This is a genomic window from Virgisporangium aurantiacum (assembly GCF_016863635.1).
In the GTDB taxonomy this organism is placed as follows: Bacteria; Actinomycetota; Actinomycetes; order Mycobacteriales; family Micromonosporaceae; genus Virgisporangium; species Virgisporangium aurantiacum.
The window spans coordinates 24,005-42,068 of record NZ_BOPG01000112.1; the positions used below are offsets into that span (position 1 = coordinate 24,005).

Genomic DNA, 18,064 nt, shown 5'->3' on the forward strand with positions numbered 1-18,064 from the left:
CGTCACCCGCCGACGTGGATGCGGGGGCGCAGGTTCGGGTCGGGCTCGACCTGGCGGATGATCTCGCGGACGACCGGCGCGGTGTCGCCGCGGCCGAAGAGCAGGTAGCGCAGCAGGTGGACGACCGGGTTGCCCTCGGCCCACTCGAAGTGGCAGCGCGGGATGACCGCGGTCGCGTCGCGAAGCGCCAGCAGGATCGCGGCGATGGCGTTCGGCGCAGCCGGGCTCTCCGCCCGCAGGACGCGGTGACCGTCGACCGAGACGCCGCGCACCTGGAGCACCTCGCTGAAGCCGGACGGGTCGATGACGTCGACCTCCAGGAAGAGGACGTCGGCGTTGCCCGGTAACGGGTTCAGGTCGCGCTGTTCGCGTTCCTTGGCGGCGTAGTCGTCGACGGCCTCGGTCGGGTCCTCGCCGGTGTGGCGCCGTTTGGCGATGATGTTGAGCCGGCCGTCGAGGGCGATGGACTCGGTGATGAGCAGCCGCGCGGTGTCGTCGAACTCGATGTGGTCGGCGCGCAGTTCGGTGGTGCGGGCCACGCGCGAGATCAGCGAGACGACGATGACGCCGACGATGAACATGGCCGAGATCGCGATGCCGTCCGGTTTCTCGCGGATGTTCTCGCCGAGGGCGTACAGGAGGACGAGGGTGAGCACCGCGAACCCGACGGTCGCGACCCGTTGCCGGTGCCGGACGGCCGACACCGTCACGGCGAAGGCGCCGGAGACCATCATGGCGAGGATGCCGGTGGCGTAGGCGCCGGCCTGCGCGTTCACGTCGGCTCCGAACGCGATGGTGAGGACGATGCTGATGACGGTGTAGACGAGCACCACCGGCCGCACCGCGCGTCCCCACTCCGGGGCCATGCCGTAGCGGGGCAGGTACCGCGGGACGATGTTGATCAGGCCGGCCATCGCCGAGGCGCCGGCGAACCACAGGATGAGGATCGTCGAGATGTCGTAGCCGGTGCCGAAGATCTCGCCGACCTTCTCGTGCGCCAGGAACGCCAGCGCCCGCCCGTTCGCGTCGCCGCCCTTCTCGAACTCCTCGTGCGGGATCAGCACCGTGGTGACGAAGCTGGTGGCGATCAGGTACACGCTCATGATCAGCGCCGCGGTGGTGAGCAGGCGACGGGTGTTGCGCACCCGGTTGCGCAGGCGCTCCTCGGGGTCGGACCCGTCGGCGGCCACCAGCGGCATCATGCTCACGCCCGTCTCGAAGCCGGAGAGCCCGAGCACGAGCAGCGGGAACGCGAGGACGGCCGGGCCGACGATGTCGCCGAACCCGCTGCCGTCGGCGGTGAGCGCGTCCGTCCACGCCGACAGCGCGCCGGCGGTGCCGAACACGTCGACCAGGCCGACCACCACGACGACCGCGTTCAACGCCAGGAAGACCGCGACCAGCGGGATCGCCACGCTCACGGCCTCGTTGAAGCCCATCAGGAACACGCCGCCGAGCACGAGCAGCAGCACGACGGTGACGGGCACCGCCCAGCCGGCCATCGCGTCCGGCGCGAGCGGGTTCTCCAGGATGTGCACGGTGGCGTCGGCCGCCGACAGGGTGATCGTGACGATCCAGGACGTGGCGACGAAGCCCAGCAGCGCGAGGACGAACAGCTTGCCCCACCAGAACGGCAGCAGGTCCTCCAGCATCGCCACCGACCCCTGCCCGTGCGGGCTCTCCTTGGCCACCCGCCGGTACATCGGCAGCATGCCGAGCAGCGTCAGCGCCACGATGAGCAGCGTCGCCAGCGGTGACAGGGCACCGGCGGCCAGGGCCGCGATCGCCGGCAGGTAGGCCAGGGTCGAGAAGTAGTCGACGCCGGTGAGGCACATGACCTTCCACCACGGGTGGGTGTCGGTGTGGCCCTCACCGCTCGCCGGCCCGACCGGCTGCACCCGGTGCGCCAGCAGCCAGCGGGGCAGCCCGCCGGCGGGCGGCTTCATCCGCGCCCGTTCCGGGTTGTCCACCCGCGAGGGCATCGTCACCTGCGGCGTCTCGGCCATTCCGCGACCCTACGAGAAGCGCGCATGTTTCACGGTCTCGGGCTCGATGTTCATGATTTATAAGATCGACATTGAAAATCTTAATGTCTCTCCCTTGTCGGCTTCAGGAACTCAAGGTAGAAAGGATGCAGACCGAATGTAGGGAGACCCGGGTGGACTGGCAGGAACTCACCGACCTCACGCAGGGTCAGCCGTTCGTCGTCGAGCGGGTGCGCCTGTCCGGGAACGGCGTGGCGATCGAGGGCCAGTTCGAGCCGCCGCAGCTGGCTCAGCTCGGCGTCGACGATCAGGTCTTCGTGGCCGCGTTCGTCCGGGCGCACGGTTCGATCAAGGAGATGGAGCGGATCTTCGGGGTGAGCTACCCGACGATCAAGGCCCGGCTGAACCGGATCGCCGAGCGGCTCGACTTCGCCGAGCATCTCGACGTCGCCGACACCGGCCCGGCACCCGCCGGCGCCGACGTCATCGACCGTCTCCAGCGCGGCGAGATCACCGTCCAGGAGGCACTGGCGGAGCTGGGGAGATCCCGATGATCCCGCAGGTGGTCACCTACTGCCAGCGCCGCGGCGACGGCACCTGGCTGCGGTTGTACGTCCCCGTCGTGCCGGTCCTGCTGATCCTGTCGCCGCTGCTGGTGCTCGGCGTGGTGGCCGGAATCGTCGCCTGCGTCATCTTCGGGATCCGGGTGGTCGACGCGCTGCTCGGCACCGGCCGGCTGCTGTGGTCGCTGCCCGGCACCCAGTTCCACCTCGACGACGGCCAGTTCGCCGTCCACATCGACGTCAGCTGAAGGAGTTTCCATGAACGAGCAGCGCCGCCAGATCCTCGAGATGCTGGCCGAGGGCAAGATCACCGCGGACGAGGCCGAACGTCTCATCGACGCCCTCCCGCCCGAGCGGCCCGAGCCGGCACCGCTGGCCATGTCCGGCACCAAGTCCGCGCCCAGGTACCTGCGCGTGGTGGTGCACGCGGAGGATGCCGGCACCGACGGGCCGAGCCGGATCAACGTCCGGGTACCGCTCCAGTTGCTGCGCGCCGGGGTACGGCTCACGAGCCTCATCCCCCCGCAGGCACTCGTCAAGGTCAACAACGAGCTCGACAAGGCCGGCGTGCCGATCGACCTCACCCAGCTCAAGCCGCAGCAGCTCGAAGAGCTCATCGACCACCTCCACGACCTCACCGTCGACGTCGACGACCCCAACGCCAAGGTCCAGGTGTTCTGCGAGTAGTCCGGCTCGACGGTTGCCACGGTGACCCGCGGAGGTTCGACGGGCTCAGGAAACGACGGACGCGGCGTCGCCGGCGCAACCGGCGGCGGATCGCGGTCGCCGCTCGCCAGGCATCGCGGGAGTCACCGTCGTCCGATCCGGGCGGGCCGAAGAGGCTGAGCTCGGCGATCCGGCACAGGCGCACGGTCGGACCGGTCAGGTCGGGGCAGCGGGCGCGGATCAGGTCGCGGGTCGAGGCGGGCGTGGCGGTCAGCAGGTCGGTCGGCGTCGCGTGACCGGCCGGGCGGTAGGCGAGTTCGTCGAGGACGTCGTGCCAGGCACCGACGCGTCGGCTCCGGACGGTGCCGGTGTGGCGTCGGCGGGCCCGTCGCAGCGCGGGCGTGAGACCGACGGCGAGGACGTAGCCGCCGATCGGTACGGCCAATAGCGTGAACCACCACGGATCCGGCGGTGCGGCGACCGGCCCGGGTCCGGGTGTCCCGGTCGGCGTCGGTCCGCTGTCGACCGGGGGCGGCGGAGGCTGCGCCGGCAGCGCGACGGGATCCGGCCGCCGCAGGTCCTCGGCGGCCGGCGGCACCGGGTGGTAGGCCGTCCAGCCGCGGTCCCGCAGCCGGACGTCGACCCAGACCCGGACGTCGCGGCCGAGGATCCGTTGCACCTCCCCCGCGGCGACCGCGGCCGGTTCGAAGCCGACGACGAGCCGGCTGGGCAGGTGCGCCACCCGGGCGGCGAGGGCGAACGCGGCGGCGAACTCGACCGCGGTGCCGGTCCGGTCGCCGTCGAGGAACCGCAGCATCGCGCCGATGCTCGTCCCAGTCGCCGGGCTGCGCGCCATGGTGCGGCGCCCGTCCCGGAGGCGGGCCGCGACGCCGTCGGCGAAGCCGGTGAACGAGGCGCCGCACTCGACCGGCCCGAGGAGCGTCCGGAGCGGTTCGGCGAGGTCCCCCGGAACCTGGCGGGTGGCGGCGTCGGCCCGCACGTCGGTGGCCGGCACGCACGGTGCGTCCGGCGGGTCGCGCCGGTCGTTCGACCGGACCGTGTAGGCGAGGCCGGTCCGCACCGGTGACCGGGCGAGCAGGACCCCGCTGTCGGGGTCGACGGCGTGGACCGGTGCTCCGATCCGGTCCGGGCGGTCGACGGCCGGCAGGAACGGCCCGTCCAGGCCGTCGACGGTGACGGTCTGGTGAATGGTGCCGGCGCCGGACGGTGGCGACGGCACGCCGCGTCCGGCCCACAGGTAACGCGACGGCGGCTGCCACTGCTCGCCGTCGAAGGAGTCGAGAACGGCGAGCCGCCAGTACCGCACCGGCCGGTCGGTCACCGCCGAGAACAGGACCCGGTCGGGGTCGGTCAGCCAGCCGTCGACCAGGTCGAGCGGGTTGACCGCGGCCCGGGGCAGCAGTGCCCGCGGAACAGCGGCGCGCACGTCGACCGGGGTCTGCCGGGCGTACGGCGCGACGACCGGTGACACCCCGACGGCGACGGCGACGAGCGCGGCGAGCGCCATTCCCGCGCGGATGCGTCGGCCCGACGAGCTCAGCAGACGCATCGCCCCGCACAGCCCCACGACCGCGGCGAACGCGGCGTCGAGCCGGGTGCCCGGCCCCACGAGCGCCGCGCCGGTGAGAGCGAACGCGGCCGGCAGCAGGGCCACCGGGCCGCCGCGCCGCCACCGCAGCAGCGCGATCCCGGTACCGACAGCCGCGCCGAGCCAGGTGACGGCCGCCGGTACGACGAGCAGCTCCGGCCGTGGCGGCGCCGGCAGCGTGACCGCCAGCAGCGCCAACGCGCCACCCCGGACCAGCACGAACAGCGCCGCGGCCGACCCGAGGTGCACCACGGCTCGCACCGCGAACCGGACCCGCTTCCACCGGTCCGCGAGCACCAGCAGGAGGGCGGGCACCGCCGCCGCCGCCGCCACGACCGGGAGGAGCACCGGCAGGTCGAACGCGCGGTCGAAGGAGAGCCCCGCGGCCACCGTCGCGACGACGACCAGGACGACGTCGACACGTGTCATCGGATCACCGTCGTGGCCCAGATCCGGGCGGCGGTGGCGGCGTCCGGTGCCGCCAGGACGACGGTGGCGCCGAACCTGCCGATCCGCTCCGGCGCACCGAGCCGGAGGTGGACGGTCGCGCCGGTGGACGCGGTCGGTGCGGCGGTCGTCACCAGGACCGTGGTCGTCCGGTCGACGCGGGACCGGGCCGCGATCCGGTGCAACGCCGCCCGGCACCGGCCCGGCGCGGACCCGTGGCCGCGGCACCGGCGGACCTCGAGGAGGAGCCGCTCGACGGCGGCGGGCGCGTCCCGTCGGGCGACGACGTCGTTCATCACGGTGCACAGCTCGGTGCGGTGGGCGTCGACGGTGGCGAGGGCGAGCATGAGGGAGTAGGCGACGTCCACGCACGACTCGAAGTGCGCGTCGGCGGCGTCGGGGTCGAGCAGAACGCGGAACGCGGGGCAGCGCGCGGTCAACTGCTGGCGGACCAGCAGCGTGCCGTCCGGCGTTCCGGCGCTCGCCGGCCAGTGGACGAGTCGCACGTCGTCGCCCGGCACGTACTCGCGCAGACCCGCCAGCGCCGCCCCACCGCGCGTCCGGCCGGTGCGGTCCTGGTCGTCGACCCGGGCGGCGAGGTTCGCCGTGGCGAACGGGTGGCGCCGCGGCAGCACGACGGTCCCGGTCGCTGGGCGGCTCCGTTGCCGGAGCCGCGCGAGCCGGAACGGGCCGACGTGTTCGCTCCGGATGACCGCCGACGGGACGACGCCGCGGTGTTCGGCGACGACCCGCCACCGCGCCGGATCGCCGGTGGTGACCGGGATCGTCAAATCGCGTTCGGCGCCGAGAACGACGGCCGCCGCCCGGATCCGGCCGCTGCCCCGCGACGTCGGGCGGGCGGCGGCGCGGACCTCCACCTCGTCCCCGCGCTGGACCCGACCGGGCGTGACGGTGAGTTCGAGGGTGCAGTGACGCGCGCCGACCAGCCGCCACAGCACCGCCACCGCCAGCAACAGAACGGCTGTCACCGCGACCGGGAGGGCGGCCCGGAACCCGAGCCACCACAGCGTCGCGGCACCCGACCCGACCACGAGGACCGTGACGGCGTCAGGCGTCATGACGGTGCTTCGGGGTCGGCACCGAGGCGACCACCTCGGCGACGTAGTCGAGCTGGGCGCGGGTCACGCCGACGACCGGGGCGTCGGCGAGGACGATGCGGTGGGCCAGCACGGGTCCGGCCAGGGCCTGGACATGGTCCGGGTGGACGGACCCGGCTCCCCGGGCCGCGGCGTAGACCCGCGCGGCACGGAGCAACGCGAGCCCGGCACGGGGGCTCGCCCCGAGCAGGACACGCTGCTGGTCCCGGGTCGCCTCGACGATCGCGGCGAGGTAGTCGCGGACCTCGGTGGTGACGGGAACCGTCCGCGCGTGGTCGATCATCTCCAGCAGCCCGGCCGGATCGATGCCGGTGGCGGCGGTCTGCGCGGTCCGCTGGACGGGGACCGGGCGGTCGGCGCCGATCCGGTCGAGGATCGCACGGAACGCGTCGGTGTCCGGGTAACCGAGCTCCAGTCGCATCAGGAAGCGGTCGAGTTGCGCCTCCGGGAGAGAGTACGTTCCGTCCATGTCGATCGGATTCTGAGTCGCGATCACAAAAAACGGATCCGGCAGGCGGGGAGTCTCGTCGAAAATGGTCGCCTGACGTTCCTCCATCGCTTCCAGTAATGCCGACTGGGTGCGTGGCGGAGTGCGATTCACTTCGTCGAACAACAACACGTGGGAGAACACCGGGCCGTATCGGATACGGAATCCGTCCGATCGTCCATTGGTGTTCGCCGCATCGGCGCTGCGGTCGAGAATGAGCGATCCGGTAATGTCCGACGGCAGCAGGTCGGGCGTTCCCTGCACCCGGCGGTAGGTGCCGCCGAATGCCTCGGCAAACGCGCGGGCGAATCGCGTTTTCCCAAGCCCCGGGCGGTCTTCCAGCAGCAGATGGCCGTCGGCGAGCAGGCAGACCACGGCGAGGTCGACCTGCTCGTCCTTGCCGAGAATAGCCGTTCCGACATGCGAACACAGGACTTCGAATCGCCGGATGAACTCGGCGCGATCGATGCGGCTGGGCGCGAAGATAGTGATCTGGCACCACCAAAGATTGAGAACAACGAGGCGTCACCTATTTGGGTGAATGCGATAGGACTAACGCATGGGAAGCTCCACTCCCGCAGTTCCCGATCCTATTACCGGAGAAACCTCAGGGTCATCCACCGATCGGCGACACCGCGTGTTGGCGGCCGGTGTCGCGGCCGCTCTCGTGATCGGCATCGCGGTGGTGTTCCTCCGCCCCGCCGACCATCCCGGTGTCGACGCCGAATCGGCCGTCACCTGGCTGCTGAGCACCGAACGCGGGTCCATCGGTCGCACGAACGCACTGGCCCGCGGTCCGGTCGCCACCACGAGCGTCGTGCCGCTCTCGGCCACCGGCACCGCCACCACGGTCCGGCGCGGTTCGCACGTCGTGGTCGACGACGCCGGGTCGGACCGGGCGACGGTGCTCGACGTCCGCACGCTGCGGGCGGTCCCGATCACGCTCGCGCAGCGACACCTGGACACCGTCGACGGCCAGGCCGTCCTCATCGACCGGGAGCGGAAACTGGTGAGCTGGCTGGACGCGACGGGCGTGCCGACATCCACCGTCCAGCTCCCGGACGCGCCGGCGGAGCGGTGGGTGGTCGCCCGATCGGCGCTGTGGTTGCCGCTGCCGCGCACCGGTGCGGTCGCGCGGGTCGACCGGTCGGGGGTGACCACGATCGGGCGGGCGTTCACGCCCGGCGGCGCGCCGGTGCTCGCGGCACTGCCCGACGGCATCGCCCTGACCGACCCGGCCGCCGGCACCGTCGTGACCCTGCGCGGGGCGGGACCCGACCGGCGGGCCGTTCCGGCCCGGACCTCGGCCGAGGTCTCGTCGCTGCTGGTGCCGCCGGCGGGCGGGTACGCCGTCCTGGTGCACGGCGGCTCGTACACGGTCGTCGGGCTCGACTCCGGACGCCCGGCCGAGGAGCGGCCGCTCGGCCCCGCCGGTCACCGGTTCGGTGCCGCGGTCGTCGCCGGCGACCGGCTGTTCGTCGCCGACGACACCGCCGGCACGGTCGTCGTCGCCCCGGTCGCGTCCGGGGCGCCGGCCGTCGTCGACGTCGCGGGTCGGGGTGCCGCCCTGGAGGTCTTCGCCGTCGGGTCCCGGGTCTGGGTCAACGATCCGGCCGGGCCGGACGCCGTCGTGTTCCACGAGGGTGCCACGCGGCATCTGGTGAAGTACCTGCGGCAGACGTCCGCGCCGCCGCCGTCCCCTCCGCCGTCGACCTCGCCGCCACCGTCGCCGCCACGCTCGGCCTCGCCGCCCACCTCGCCCCCACCGTCGCGGGGACCGACATCGTCGAGGTCGTCGACCACCAGGACGTCCGAGGGCGGAGGCGGCGGCGGCAGGAGAACCCCGCCGCCGCCTACGGCCAGCCCGAAGCGGCGCGAGACCGCGCAGATCACCAGCCCGCGTGCGGGTGCCGGGGTGTCCCGCTGCCAGCCGGCCGGCGGAACGGCCGACATCGCGCCGACCAGCACGCTCCTGCTCGCCCACCGCCGCACCAGCCCGAAGGACAACACCTACTACCTCCACTACGTGGACGGCACGAGAAAGGGCGGGGTGAAGCGGACGTGGAACACCGTCAAGTTCCTCGGCACCGCCGAGGACCAGTACTACGACCTGATCCTGATCATCATCGACGTCGACGTCGCGCGGTCCCTGTTCCGCGGTCGCGAGTGGATCACCGCGACCAGCCTGCCCGGCATCCGCGCGGACACCGTGAAGGTCCATCAGACCTCGATCGACTGTTGACCCGAGGGGAGCACCCATGACCGGTGAGCTGTATGTCTGCTGTGCCAGGGACGGCGCCGCGTACGTCCGCAAGGTGGTGGCGCACCTGCGCCGGTCGCGGGTCGCCGCCACCTACGACCCGAAGCCGCCCGAGGTGGTGGAGATGGACGCGCTGCGTCGACGGATGAGCCGGACGTCGGCCCTGCTGATCGTCATGACCGACGGCTCGGCCGCGTCGGCGCCGGTCCTCGAAACGATCGACCAGGCGGAACAGGCCGGGATGCCGATCTTCGGACTGCTGCGTCAAGGACGGCGCCCGTTCCGGCTCAACCAGTACCCGTACGAGGACGTGACCGGCGGACAGCTGCCCACCCGTGACTTCGTCGAGGCCCTGCACGCGGTCGCGCCGGCGACCGGGTCCCCGACGACCGACGTGATCGGACCGGGCCCGGATCGGAAGTGGCTGCCGGTCGTGGTCGGCTCGGCCCTCGTGATCCTCCTGCTCGTCGCCGCCGGGCTGTGGTTCACCCGGGGTCCGGAACCACCGCGGCCGCCGATCAGCGAGCCGTCGGCCACCGGCATCGCCGGCGGAACGCCGTCCGGCACCGCCGGCGAATCGCCGTCCGGTTCGGCTCGCGGCGCGGTGGTGATCACCAGCCACCACGACGGCGACGCGGTCGGCCGCTGCGCGCGGATCGAGGGCACCGCCGACCTCGACACCGGCAAGACGATCCTCTTCGCGAAGATGCGGACCAACCCACCGGACGCGACCTGGTACTTCGGCTACGTCGGCAGCTACCGCAACGGTTTCGTCCCGCCCCGGTGGGCCGGATCCATGTACTTCGGCACCGACACCGGACAACGGTACGACCTGTTCGTCATCGTCATGGACGTGTCGGCGGCCGAAGGGTTCTGGGCCGAGCACAAGAGCACCGACGGCTCCTTCGCGTTCGCGACCGCCATTCCGCCGGGGGCCGAGCGGGCCGCGGTCGTCCGCCTGTTGCAGGGGTCGATGGACGAATGCAGGTGACGCAATCGGCGCCGTTCGCCTTCATCTGTTACCCGCGGACGGTCGCCGGCTACGTGCGGTTCCTGGCCGACGGTCTGGCCGAGGCCGGCATCGACACCTGGTACGACGTCGACATCCCGAACGGCCGGCGATGGGACGACGAGATAGCCGGGAAGCTCGCGACCGCGGGCGCGGTCATCGTCGTCATGGCCGACGACGCGGGCGACCACAAGTGGATCCGTCACGAGATCGACGAGGCGAAGGCGCTCGGCAAGGACATCCTCACCGTCCTGCTGTCCGGAACCCGGTATCCGGACCTGAGCCACCTCCAGGACTGCCAGGTCTCCGCCGGCGTACTGCCGCCGCCGGCGTGGGTCGAGGACCTTCGTGCCGCGCTACGGCCGTCACCACCACCGCCACCATGGTTGCGGCGGCTCGCGATCGGCGGCACCGCCGCACTGGCGGTCGCGGCCGTGCCGTTCACCGCGGCGCGGCTGTTCGACACCCCGGCCGACGACGCCTGCGGCGGCCGGCCGGCCCGGATCGTACGGGTGTCCGAGGAGCGGCCGGGACACACCGGACGCAACCCGTACATCACGGTGACGGTCTGCCGGGCCGCCGCGACCGGGCACTCCTACTGGCTGATGGACTACCAGGAGACCGACGACGGACGGCGCTTCTGGGCCAAGACCAGAATCGGCGGTGACGTCGCGACGGAGAAGCCCTATCCGGTCGTCCACAGCAACCTGACGGAGGACGGCAGCCGCCGCACGTACGTGGTGGTCGACGTCCCACCCGCGAGCGTGGAGGCGGTGGAGAGCATGGCTCCGGGGAACTCCCGGTTCGCCAGGCCGGGCGAGGACTCGCTCGAGGGCATGCCGAACGTCTCGAACGGCGTCGAGGGCGTGCTGTGAAAACCGCTGTCCGGCCGGCGGCGCGGGTGGTAGACAACCGGGGTGCGCGAAACCCTGGAGTTCCCCGACCTGCTGCGTCTGATCGACGAACGGGCGGCCGCGTTCCGGGCCGCCGTCGCCGCGGCGCCCGACCTCGACGCGCAGGTACCGACCTGCCCCGGGTGGACGCTGTTCGACCTGGTGCGGCACCTCGGCGAGGGACGCCGGAAGTGGGCCGCCATCGTCGCCGCCGGTCCGGCGTCCGCTCCGCCCGACCGGTCGGTCTGGGGCAGCCCGGCCGCGCCGCGCGACCGCGAGGCCCTGCTGGACTGGTGGACCGCGTCGGCACAACAACTGCTCGACGCCCTGCGGGAGGTCGGTCCTGATCGAAACTGCTGGACGTGGTGGGACACCTCGCAGTCGCCGCAGACGTCCGGTGCGGGTGCCCGGCACCAGCTCCAGGAGATCGCGGTGCACACGTACGACGTCCAGGTGACCCTGGGCGCACCGCAGCCGCTGCCCGACGAGGTCGCCCTCGACGGCGTCGACGAGTTCCAGCACACCTGCTGCGCGACGACCAGCGCCTGGCCGCACGAGCCCGCCGTCGTCCACTACCACGCCACCGAGGGCCGCTCCTGGCGCCTCGACCTCTCCGCCGCGGGCGCACAGGTCGCCCGCCTGCCCGCCACCATGCCCGGCGAGGACCCGGAGGACCCGGACGCGGCCCTGTGGGGCACGGCCAGCGAGTTGGTCCTCGTCTTCTACGGCCGCATCCCGGCCGACGCGTTGAAAGTCGGCGGCGACCCCCGCATCTTCGACCAGCTCCTCGCCTGGGACCCCGACGCGTAGCCCGAAAGGTCAGCCGAGGGTGACCTCGCTGCGGAAGATCCGGTGGTCCGAGCACGCGTGGCTGTCGCAGTTGCCGGCGTCGATCATCTGGACGTTCTGGTAGCCGAACGTGAAATGCCCCCGGCTGACGAACGCGTAGTCGATCTTTCCCTCGCCGTGCGACGGGGCGCCGCCCTGCACCGGGCCGGCGCAGGATTCCGCCGTGCAGTTCCGGTACTGGTCGACCTCCCAGAACTCACCCGTGGTGCCGGCCGGCGCCGCGTAGAGGGTGCCGAGTGCCGGGTTGCCCGGCAGCAGGTTGAGGTCGCCCAGCAGGATGAACGGGCCGGCGGCCGCCTCCGGGCCGAACACCCGGGCCAGTTCGCGCACCTCGGCCTCGGGGGCCGCGTACGGGTTGGCCTGGCCGGAGTCCTTCGGTGCCAGGTGGGTCGAGCAGGCCTTCACCGGCGGCCCGCCGGTCGCGAACACCGCGGTGACGCAGGCGACGCTGCGCGATTCGCTGACGGTCGGCTGTTCGCGGGCCTGCAGCACGTGGTTGGTGGTGAACATGTAGCCCTGGTCGCCGGTGAGCGTGCCGCGCACCAGGATCGCGTTGCCGGCTTCGTGGCGGGTGTCGGGCAGCCGGAGACACGTGCCGACGAACGTCCGCGACTTCTGGAAGTACCCGGCCATCGGGTAGCCGATCGCCTGGAGCTGGATCAGCAGGTGCGCGTACTGCCGGTCGCAGACCTCGTTGAGCGAGATGACGTCGGGCCTGCGCTCCTGCACCTCCCGGATGATCCGGCCGATGATCGGGTACTGGCCCTTGTTCAGCGTCGCGCCGGCCATGTTGAAGTGCAGCAGCTTCAACGGTTGCGCCTGCGCCACGGCCCGCGGCGGGTTGGCGCCGGTCGCGCTGGCCGGTCCGATGACCAGGGACGCCAGCGCGACCACGGCGCCCAGGACTGCCATTTTCCTCATCGTTCCCCCGTGAACGTAGATGGAGATCTATGTTCTGGGGGAACGACCGGGTTGTCAACGAACAGCCGGGAACTCCAGCGCGTAGGGCTTCGCGTCGGCGGTCAGGCCGCGGCAGGCGAGCAGCAACGCACCGTCGGCGGCCTGGCCCTCGGGCTCGGACAGGCGGGCGTCGGGGACGCGCCGGACCAGTTCGGCACGGAAGGACTCCAGCAGCAGCGAGCCGGCGTCGAACAACCGGCCGCCCCACGAGAAGTTCGGCGGCAGGCCGCGGGCGGCGGCGTGCGCCGCCGTGGCCAGGTGGACCCCGGCGCGGTGCCAGATGTCCCGCGCGACCGGGTCGCCGGCGTGGGCGGCGTGGGCGACGTTCGGGGCGAACGCCGCGAGTTCGTGCGCCGGCGACGGGGACCCGTAGATCGCCCGCAGGGCCGGGTCGACGTCGCCGAAGCGGCCCCGCAGCTCGGCGTCCAACAGGGCGGAGCCCCCGTCGCGGCCGTCGGCGTGACGCAGCGCGGCCCGCAGCCCCTGCGCGCCGATCCACGACCCGCTGCCCTCGTCGCCGAGCAGGTGTCCCCAGCCGTCGACGCGGTTCCAGGTGGTGGCGTGGTCGGTGCCGAGCACGATGACGCCGGTGCCGGCGGCCACGACACACCCCGGCCGGCCGCCCAGCGCGCCGACGTGCGTGGTGAGACAGTCGCTCGCGATGATCACGGTGCGGGTCGCCAGGTGCCGGTGCAGGTGGCCGGCGAGTTCGGCGGGCTCCTCCAGCAGGCCGGGCATCCCGGTGAGGCCGACCGCGACCCGCTCGGCCGTCACGTCGCCGTGGATGCTGGCCACCAGGCCGCCGATGCGGGCGCCGAGGGCGGGCGCGTCGATGTGACCGACCGCGCGGGGCACGGGTCCGCGGTCCTCGGCGCGCTGCCGCCGACCGTCCACGATGGCCCGGACGCGGACGCCGCTGCCGCCGACGTCGATCCCGATGTAGGTCTCCAGGGTCATGAAGAACCCAGCAGCGCAAGGGCCGCGCGGACGCTGCCGCTGTCGGTCAGGGCGCGCCGGCTCTCCGCGACGGTGCGACCGGACAGCGCGTGGGTCAGCGCGAGCGGCACGTCGCCGTCGCACCGGCCGAGCACCGCGGCGCTCTCCCCCGGGCCGAGCCCGGCCACCGTGCCGACGATGCCGACGGCGCGGTCGTGCAGCTTGTCGTTGGTGGCGACCAGATTGACCATCAGGTTCGAGTACGTGCGGCCGGCCCGCACCATCAGCGCGGTGGAGAACGCGTTCAGGAGCACCTTCGTCGCGGTGCCGGCCTTCAACCGCGTCGAGCCGGCGATCGCCTCGGGGCCGGTGTCGGCGACGACGGTGACGTCGGCGAGCATCGCCAGCGGCGGATCGGCGTTGCAGGCGACCAGAACCGTCAACGCGCCGGCCGCGCCGGCCCGCCGGAGCGCACCGGCGACGTACGGGGTCGTGCCGGACGCGGTGAGCCCGACCGCCACGTCCCCCGGGCCGACCGGCGCGGCGTCGTCGTACCCGGCCGGTTCCGCGTCCTCGAAGTCGAGGGACGAGTCGGCGAACGCCGCCGCGCCACCGGGGAAGTGCGGCGTGAAGAACCCCGGCGGGGTGCCGAACGTGGGCGTCGCCTCGGTGGCGTCGAGCACCGCCAGCCGTCCGGACGCACCGGCGCCGAAGTAGTGCACCCGCCCGCCGTCCGCGATGCGTGCGGACGCGCGGTCGACGGCGTCCGCGAGCGCGGGTGCCGCCACCATCGCTGCCGCGATCGCCGTGGCGTCCTCGGCGAGGAGCGCCTCGACGACTCGGACGCTCGGCCACTGGTCGATGTGGACGGTGCGCGGGTTGCGCTGTTCGGTCGGTCGGATCACCGGGGGGCCCTTTCGATTGCGCTGAACTCCTCGCCGTAGCGGTCGAGGACGAGTGCTGCGGTGGTACGGACATCGGCGCCGTCGGAACGGTAAGCGGATCCGTCGGTGATGAAGGCCTGTGTCACCCGGTCGAGTTCGGCGTCGAGCGCCTCCTGGGCCGCCGGGCGCCCGTCGGGGTCGAGAGCGCGCGGCAGGTAGGTGAGCCACAGCTCCCAGCGCCGCCGGTGGTAGCCGCCGACGAGCCCGCCCCAGATCCGCGCGGAGTAGTCGTCGAGCGATCGGCTCGCGACCGTGTTCCACACCGTCACGAGCCGCCGCGCGTTGTCGACGAGCACCTGCCGGCCGGCCGCGTCCTCGGCCCAGCGCTCCGCGTCACCGACCCAGGTCGACAGCCGGGTGGACGGACGGGTCGACGCCACCGCGTCGAGGTCGTCGAACGCGTCCAGGAACCGTTGCGCCGCAACCGGATCCACCGTCCCGGTGCGCTGCGACTCAGCGACGAGCGCGCTCAGCCGGTGGTCGATGACGCGGACCAGGATAGCGACGCAGAAGAACGCACGGTCCGCGTCGGGCAGTGCCCGGCAGGCGTGGAGCAGCTCCTTCGGCTCGTAGAACAGGGCGGCGCGCACGTCGTCGTGCAGCGTCGAGTCGGCGGCGAGCGTGCGCGTGTACTCCGGCCGGGAGACCGCGACCGAGATGAACCGCTCGGGGAAGATCGACCGGCTCTCCCCGTTCAGCACCGACGCCCGCAGCGCGCTCCACGCGTCCGCGACCGCCGGATCGCGCACGCCGTACCGTTCCTGGCCGAACGCGCGGATCCAGGTGTCCACATCGGACGGTCCGGGGTCCCACGCCCGGTCGGCGATGAGTTCGTAGAACACCGGGTTGATGTGGATGGCCTCCATGGAGAGGCCGAGACCGGTCGGCGGCCGGTCGGCGGCGAGTGCCGCTTCGAGGTTGCGGGCGGTCGATTCCAGGTCGGCGACGGGTTCGCTCCGTCCGCCGAAGTTCAGCAGACCGGTCCAGATCCACGGCCGGCCGAAGAAGCCGTCGAGCCGCTCCGCCTGCGGTGCGGCCTCGGCCCACAGGTCGAGGACGACGACCGCGCCGGCGGGAATGCCGTCGAGGAACCGCTTGACGCGGTCGGGCGTCCAGTAGTCGCCCTGGTACGAGAACGGCCACGACTGCAGCACCCAGACCGCGTCGGCGTCGGCGGCCCACAGTCCCTCGACGATCGCCGTGGCGACGGCGGCCGGGTGGTCGTCGCTCGGGCGCATCTCGATGAACGGGTCGGCCGCGTAAAGATGGTCGGTGCCGAACAGTTCCCGTTGTGCCGTAACGATTTCGGCGGTCAGCGTGCGGAACAGCGGGTCGTCCGGGTCGACGACGCGCGTCTCCATGCCCTGCCATTCGCGGGTGCGGGCGCCGGCCGGTGCCAGCTCCCGGGGCACGTGGCCGGTGAACGCGGGCAGCACCGGCGTCATGCCGAACGCCCGGGCGCGGTCGAGGATCCGGCGGCCGAGGTCGAGATGACGCGGGATCCAGCCGACCGGCAGCGGGCCGGCGAAGCTGTCGAGGCACCCCATGTAGAGCCACGGCAGGTAGGCCGGACCGCCGAGGAACGACCGGATCTCGTCGTCGGTCATGCCCATCCGCGAGTACGCCAGCGCGAGCGTCGCCTCGTGCCCGACGAGGTTCAACGGCATCGTGACGCCTTGCAGCGCCATCCAGTCGAGTTCGCGTTCCCACCGCGGCCAGTCCCACCACGCCGTCGAGTAACCGAAGGTGCAGAAGTTGAGGTAGTAGAACGACTCCACCCGGGCCCGGCCGCGGATCGGCGCGATCGGTGAAAAATCCATGGGACCGAGGGGAAGCGCGGTATCCCAGGTGACCCGGACGCCGCACGCGTCCCGCAGGTACCGGTGGATGCCGACGCACGCGCTCACGCCGTCGGTGGCCGCGACGCGCACCCCGGCCCCCTCGTCCCGCACCTCGAACGCGCGGGAGCCGGTGGCCGCGGTGGTGAGCGCGGCCAGGTGCAATGGCCGGTGGCCCCCGGTCACGCGGTCCCACAGGCCCTGCACGGCGGCGGCCCACGGCGGTGTCGGTGACATGCGAGTTCCCCTTACTTCCGTACGGTACGTATGTATGTTAGCTTCGCCCAACGAAAGAAGGGAGGGGGTCCCATGACACAGGTCGTCGCGATCGGCACGAACTTCATGCTGGAGGTCAACGCGTCGGCGATCCTCACGCGGCTCCGATCGGTGGGTCGCACGAGCGTCTCGTCGCTGGCGAAGGAGACCGGGCTCTCGCGCCAGGCGGTCACCCGTTCCCTCGCCGTCCTCGAATCCATGGGCCTGGTGGAGATCTCGGCGCCCGATCGCGCCGCCACCACGTCCGGCCGTCCCCCGCAGATGGTCCGCTTCCGGGCCGAGGCCGGCCACGTCGTCGGCGTCGCCGTCGAGCCCGGACGCACCCGGATCGTCGTGGCCGACCTCGCCGGCGAGTTCGTGGCGGAGTCCACGGCGGCGCCGCGCCGGTCGGGCCCGGCCGCGTTCTCCCGGTCGTTGAGCGCCGCGATCCGCAAGGTGCTCACGCGCGCCGGCGTCGAACCCGCCGACGTGTGGCACGTCTCGGCCGCCGCGTCCGGCATCGTCGACCCGGCCACCGGGCACGTCACGCTCAGCCCCGGCATGCCCGAGATCGCCGGCGACGCGATCCTCGCGGGCATCCGCGCCGCGGTCGACGCGCCGGTCTACGTCGACAACGACGTCAAGCTCGCCACCCGGGGCGAGCGCTGGCGCGGCGCTCCGCACGCCGAGGACTCGCTGGTGTTCATCGACTGGGGCGAGCGGATCGGTGCCGGCATCGTGCTGCACGGCGACCTCTACCGCGGCGCGTCCAACGACGCCGGCGACATCGGATACCTCGACCTCCTCGCGGCCGGAACAGCCGCCGATGCCGATCCCGACCTCGGCCCGTTCGAACGGTGGGTCGGCATCCGCGAACTGCTGCGGCTCGCCGGGAAGGCCGACCTGACAGATCTGGCCGAGGCGGCGGGGCGCGGCGACGAGCGCGCGCTCGCCGCGGTGCGCACCGTGGCGGGGCGCTTCGCCAAGGGCATCGCCGCGATCCGCTCGCTGCTCGACCCCGAGGTGGTCGTCATCGGCGGCGACATGGCGGCACTCGGCCCGATCCTGCTCGAGCCGCTGGTCGAGGCCCTCGAGTCCGAACCGCTGAACCAACCACGGCTGGAGATCTCGACGCTCGGCGCCGACGCGATCATCCACGGCGCCGTCCACCACTCGTTGTCCTGCGTGGAGCAGGACCGCTTCCACGCACCTGTCAGCCGCAACCGCTGATCCCCGTCACCGGTA

Annotated in this window: 16 protein-coding genes; 8 read left to right on the forward strand and 8 right to left on the reverse strand. The window is 72.6% G+C overall.

Going from position 1 to position 18,064, the window contains the following annotated elements; all coding sequences use genetic code 11:
* Nucleotides 1-2 precede the first annotated feature (2 nt).
* Nucleotides 3-2,006, reverse strand: a complete 2,004-nt coding sequence (locus Vau01_RS58625) for an APC family permease (RefSeq protein ID WP_373320496.1) — start codon at nt 2,004-2,006, stop codon at nt 3-5.
* 152 nt (nt 2,007-2,158) lie between these two features.
* On the opposite strand from Vau01_RS58625, the gene Vau01_RS58630 reads away from it, so the two are divergent.
* Genes Vau01_RS58630 through Vau01_RS58640 form a run of 3 tightly spaced genes read left to right on the forward strand, consistent with a single transcriptional unit; the run spans nt 2,159 to nt 3,235 of the window.
* The gene (locus tag Vau01_RS58630) at nt 2,159-2,539 is read left to right on the forward strand and encodes a DUF2089 domain-containing protein (protein ID WP_204012371.1); all 381 of its coding nucleotides are present in this window, start codon (nt 2,159-2,161) and stop codon (nt 2,537-2,539) included.
* Entirely contained in the window at nt 2,536-2,796 is a 261-nt protein-coding gene (locus Vau01_RS58635; protein WP_204012374.1) for a hypothetical protein, read from the forward strand. Before Vau01_RS58630 ends, Vau01_RS58635 begins: the two co-directional genes overlap by 4 nt.
* Before the next feature lie 10 nt (nt 2,797-2,806).
* Nucleotides 2,807-3,235: an SHOCT-like domain-containing protein gene (locus tag Vau01_RS58640; protein ID WP_204012377.1), complete on the forward strand. Its 429-nt coding sequence runs from the start codon at nt 2,807-2,809 to the stop codon at nt 3,233-3,235.
* On the opposite strand, the gene Vau01_RS58645 is transcribed toward Vau01_RS58640, so the two are convergent.
* The 3 genes from Vau01_RS58645 to Vau01_RS58655 are packed head-to-tail and all read right to left on the reverse strand — an operon-like array spanning nt 3,183 to nt 7,367.
* A complete protein-coding gene (locus tag Vau01_RS58645) occupies nt 3,183-5,252 on the reverse strand; it encodes a TgpA N-terminal domain-containing protein (RefSeq protein ID WP_204012379.1) in 2,070 nt (689 codons plus the stop codon). The genes Vau01_RS58640 and Vau01_RS58645 overlap by 53 nt on opposite strands.
* Entirely contained in the window at nt 5,249-6,349 is a 1,101-nt protein-coding gene (locus tag Vau01_RS58650) for a DUF58 domain-containing protein (RefSeq protein WP_204012382.1), read from the reverse strand. The genes Vau01_RS58645 and Vau01_RS58650 overlap by 4 nt, the downstream gene beginning before the upstream one ends.
* A complete protein-coding gene (locus Vau01_RS58655) occupies nt 6,339-7,367 on the reverse strand; it encodes an AAA family ATPase (protein WP_308440537.1) in 1,029 nt (342 codons plus the stop codon). Before Vau01_RS58655 ends, Vau01_RS58650 begins: the two co-directional genes overlap by 11 nt.
* Nucleotides 7,368-7,512: 145 nt before the next feature.
* Here Vau01_RS58655 and Vau01_RS58660 point away from each other — a divergent pair, with 145 nt between their 5' ends.
* The 4 genes from Vau01_RS58660 to Vau01_RS58675 are packed head-to-tail and all read left to right on the forward strand — an operon-like array spanning nt 7,513 to nt 11,847.
* The gene (locus Vau01_RS58660; RefSeq protein WP_204012389.1) at nt 7,513-9,117 is read left to right on the forward strand and encodes a hypothetical protein; all 1,605 of its coding nucleotides are present in this window, start codon (nt 7,513-7,515) and stop codon (nt 9,115-9,117) included.
* Nucleotides 9,118-9,133: 16 nt separating this feature from the next.
* A complete protein-coding gene (locus Vau01_RS58665) occupies nt 9,134-10,126 on the forward strand; it encodes a hypothetical protein (protein WP_204012391.1) in 993 nt (330 codons plus the stop codon).
* Complete coding sequence (locus Vau01_RS58670; RefSeq protein ID WP_204012393.1) at nt 10,123-11,019, forward strand: toll/interleukin-1 receptor domain-containing protein; 897 nt, start codon at nt 10,123-10,125, stop codon at nt 11,017-11,019. Before Vau01_RS58665 ends, Vau01_RS58670 begins: the two co-directional genes overlap by 4 nt.
* Before the next feature lie 42 nt (nt 11,020-11,061).
* Nucleotides 11,062-11,847, forward strand: a complete 786-nt coding sequence (locus Vau01_RS58675; protein ID WP_204012395.1) for a maleylpyruvate isomerase family mycothiol-dependent enzyme — start codon at nt 11,062-11,064, stop codon at nt 11,845-11,847.
* Nucleotides 11,848-11,856: 9 nt separating this feature from the next.
* Here the strand turns inward: Vau01_RS58675 and Vau01_RS58680 are convergent, their stop codons facing one another.
* The 4 genes from Vau01_RS58680 to Vau01_RS58695 form a co-directional block, all read right to left on the reverse strand.
* The gene (locus Vau01_RS58680) at nt 11,857-12,798 is read right to left on the reverse strand and encodes an endonuclease/exonuclease/phosphatase family protein (RefSeq protein ID WP_204012397.1); all 942 of its coding nucleotides are present in this window, start codon (nt 12,796-12,798) and stop codon (nt 11,857-11,859) included.
* Between the two features lie 63 nt (nt 12,799-12,861).
* Nucleotides 12,862-13,803 carry an N-acetylglucosamine kinase gene (locus tag Vau01_RS58685; protein ID WP_204012399.1) on the reverse strand — a complete coding sequence of 314 codons (942 nt, stop codon included), beginning with the start codon at nt 13,801-13,803 and terminating at the stop codon, nt 12,862-12,864.
* Entirely contained in the window at nt 13,800-14,687 is an 888-nt protein-coding gene (locus tag Vau01_RS58690; RefSeq protein WP_204012403.1) for an N-acetylmuramic acid 6-phosphate etherase, read from the reverse strand. The genes Vau01_RS58685 and Vau01_RS58690 overlap by 4 nt, the downstream gene beginning before the upstream one ends.
* The gene (locus Vau01_RS58695; RefSeq protein ID WP_204012408.1) at nt 14,684-16,801 is read right to left on the reverse strand and encodes an alpha-N-acetylglucosaminidase; all 2,118 of its coding nucleotides are present in this window, start codon (nt 16,799-16,801) and stop codon (nt 14,684-14,686) included. Before Vau01_RS58695 ends, Vau01_RS58690 begins: the two co-directional genes overlap by 4 nt.
* 72 nt (nt 16,802-16,873) lie before the next feature.
* Between Vau01_RS58695 and Vau01_RS58700 the strand changes: the two genes are divergently transcribed.
* Nucleotides 16,874-18,049: an ROK family transcriptional regulator gene (locus tag Vau01_RS58700; RefSeq protein WP_204012411.1), complete on the forward strand. Its 1,176-nt coding sequence runs from the start codon at nt 16,874-16,876 to the stop codon at nt 18,047-18,049.
* Nucleotides 18,050-18,064 lie beyond the last annotated feature (15 nt).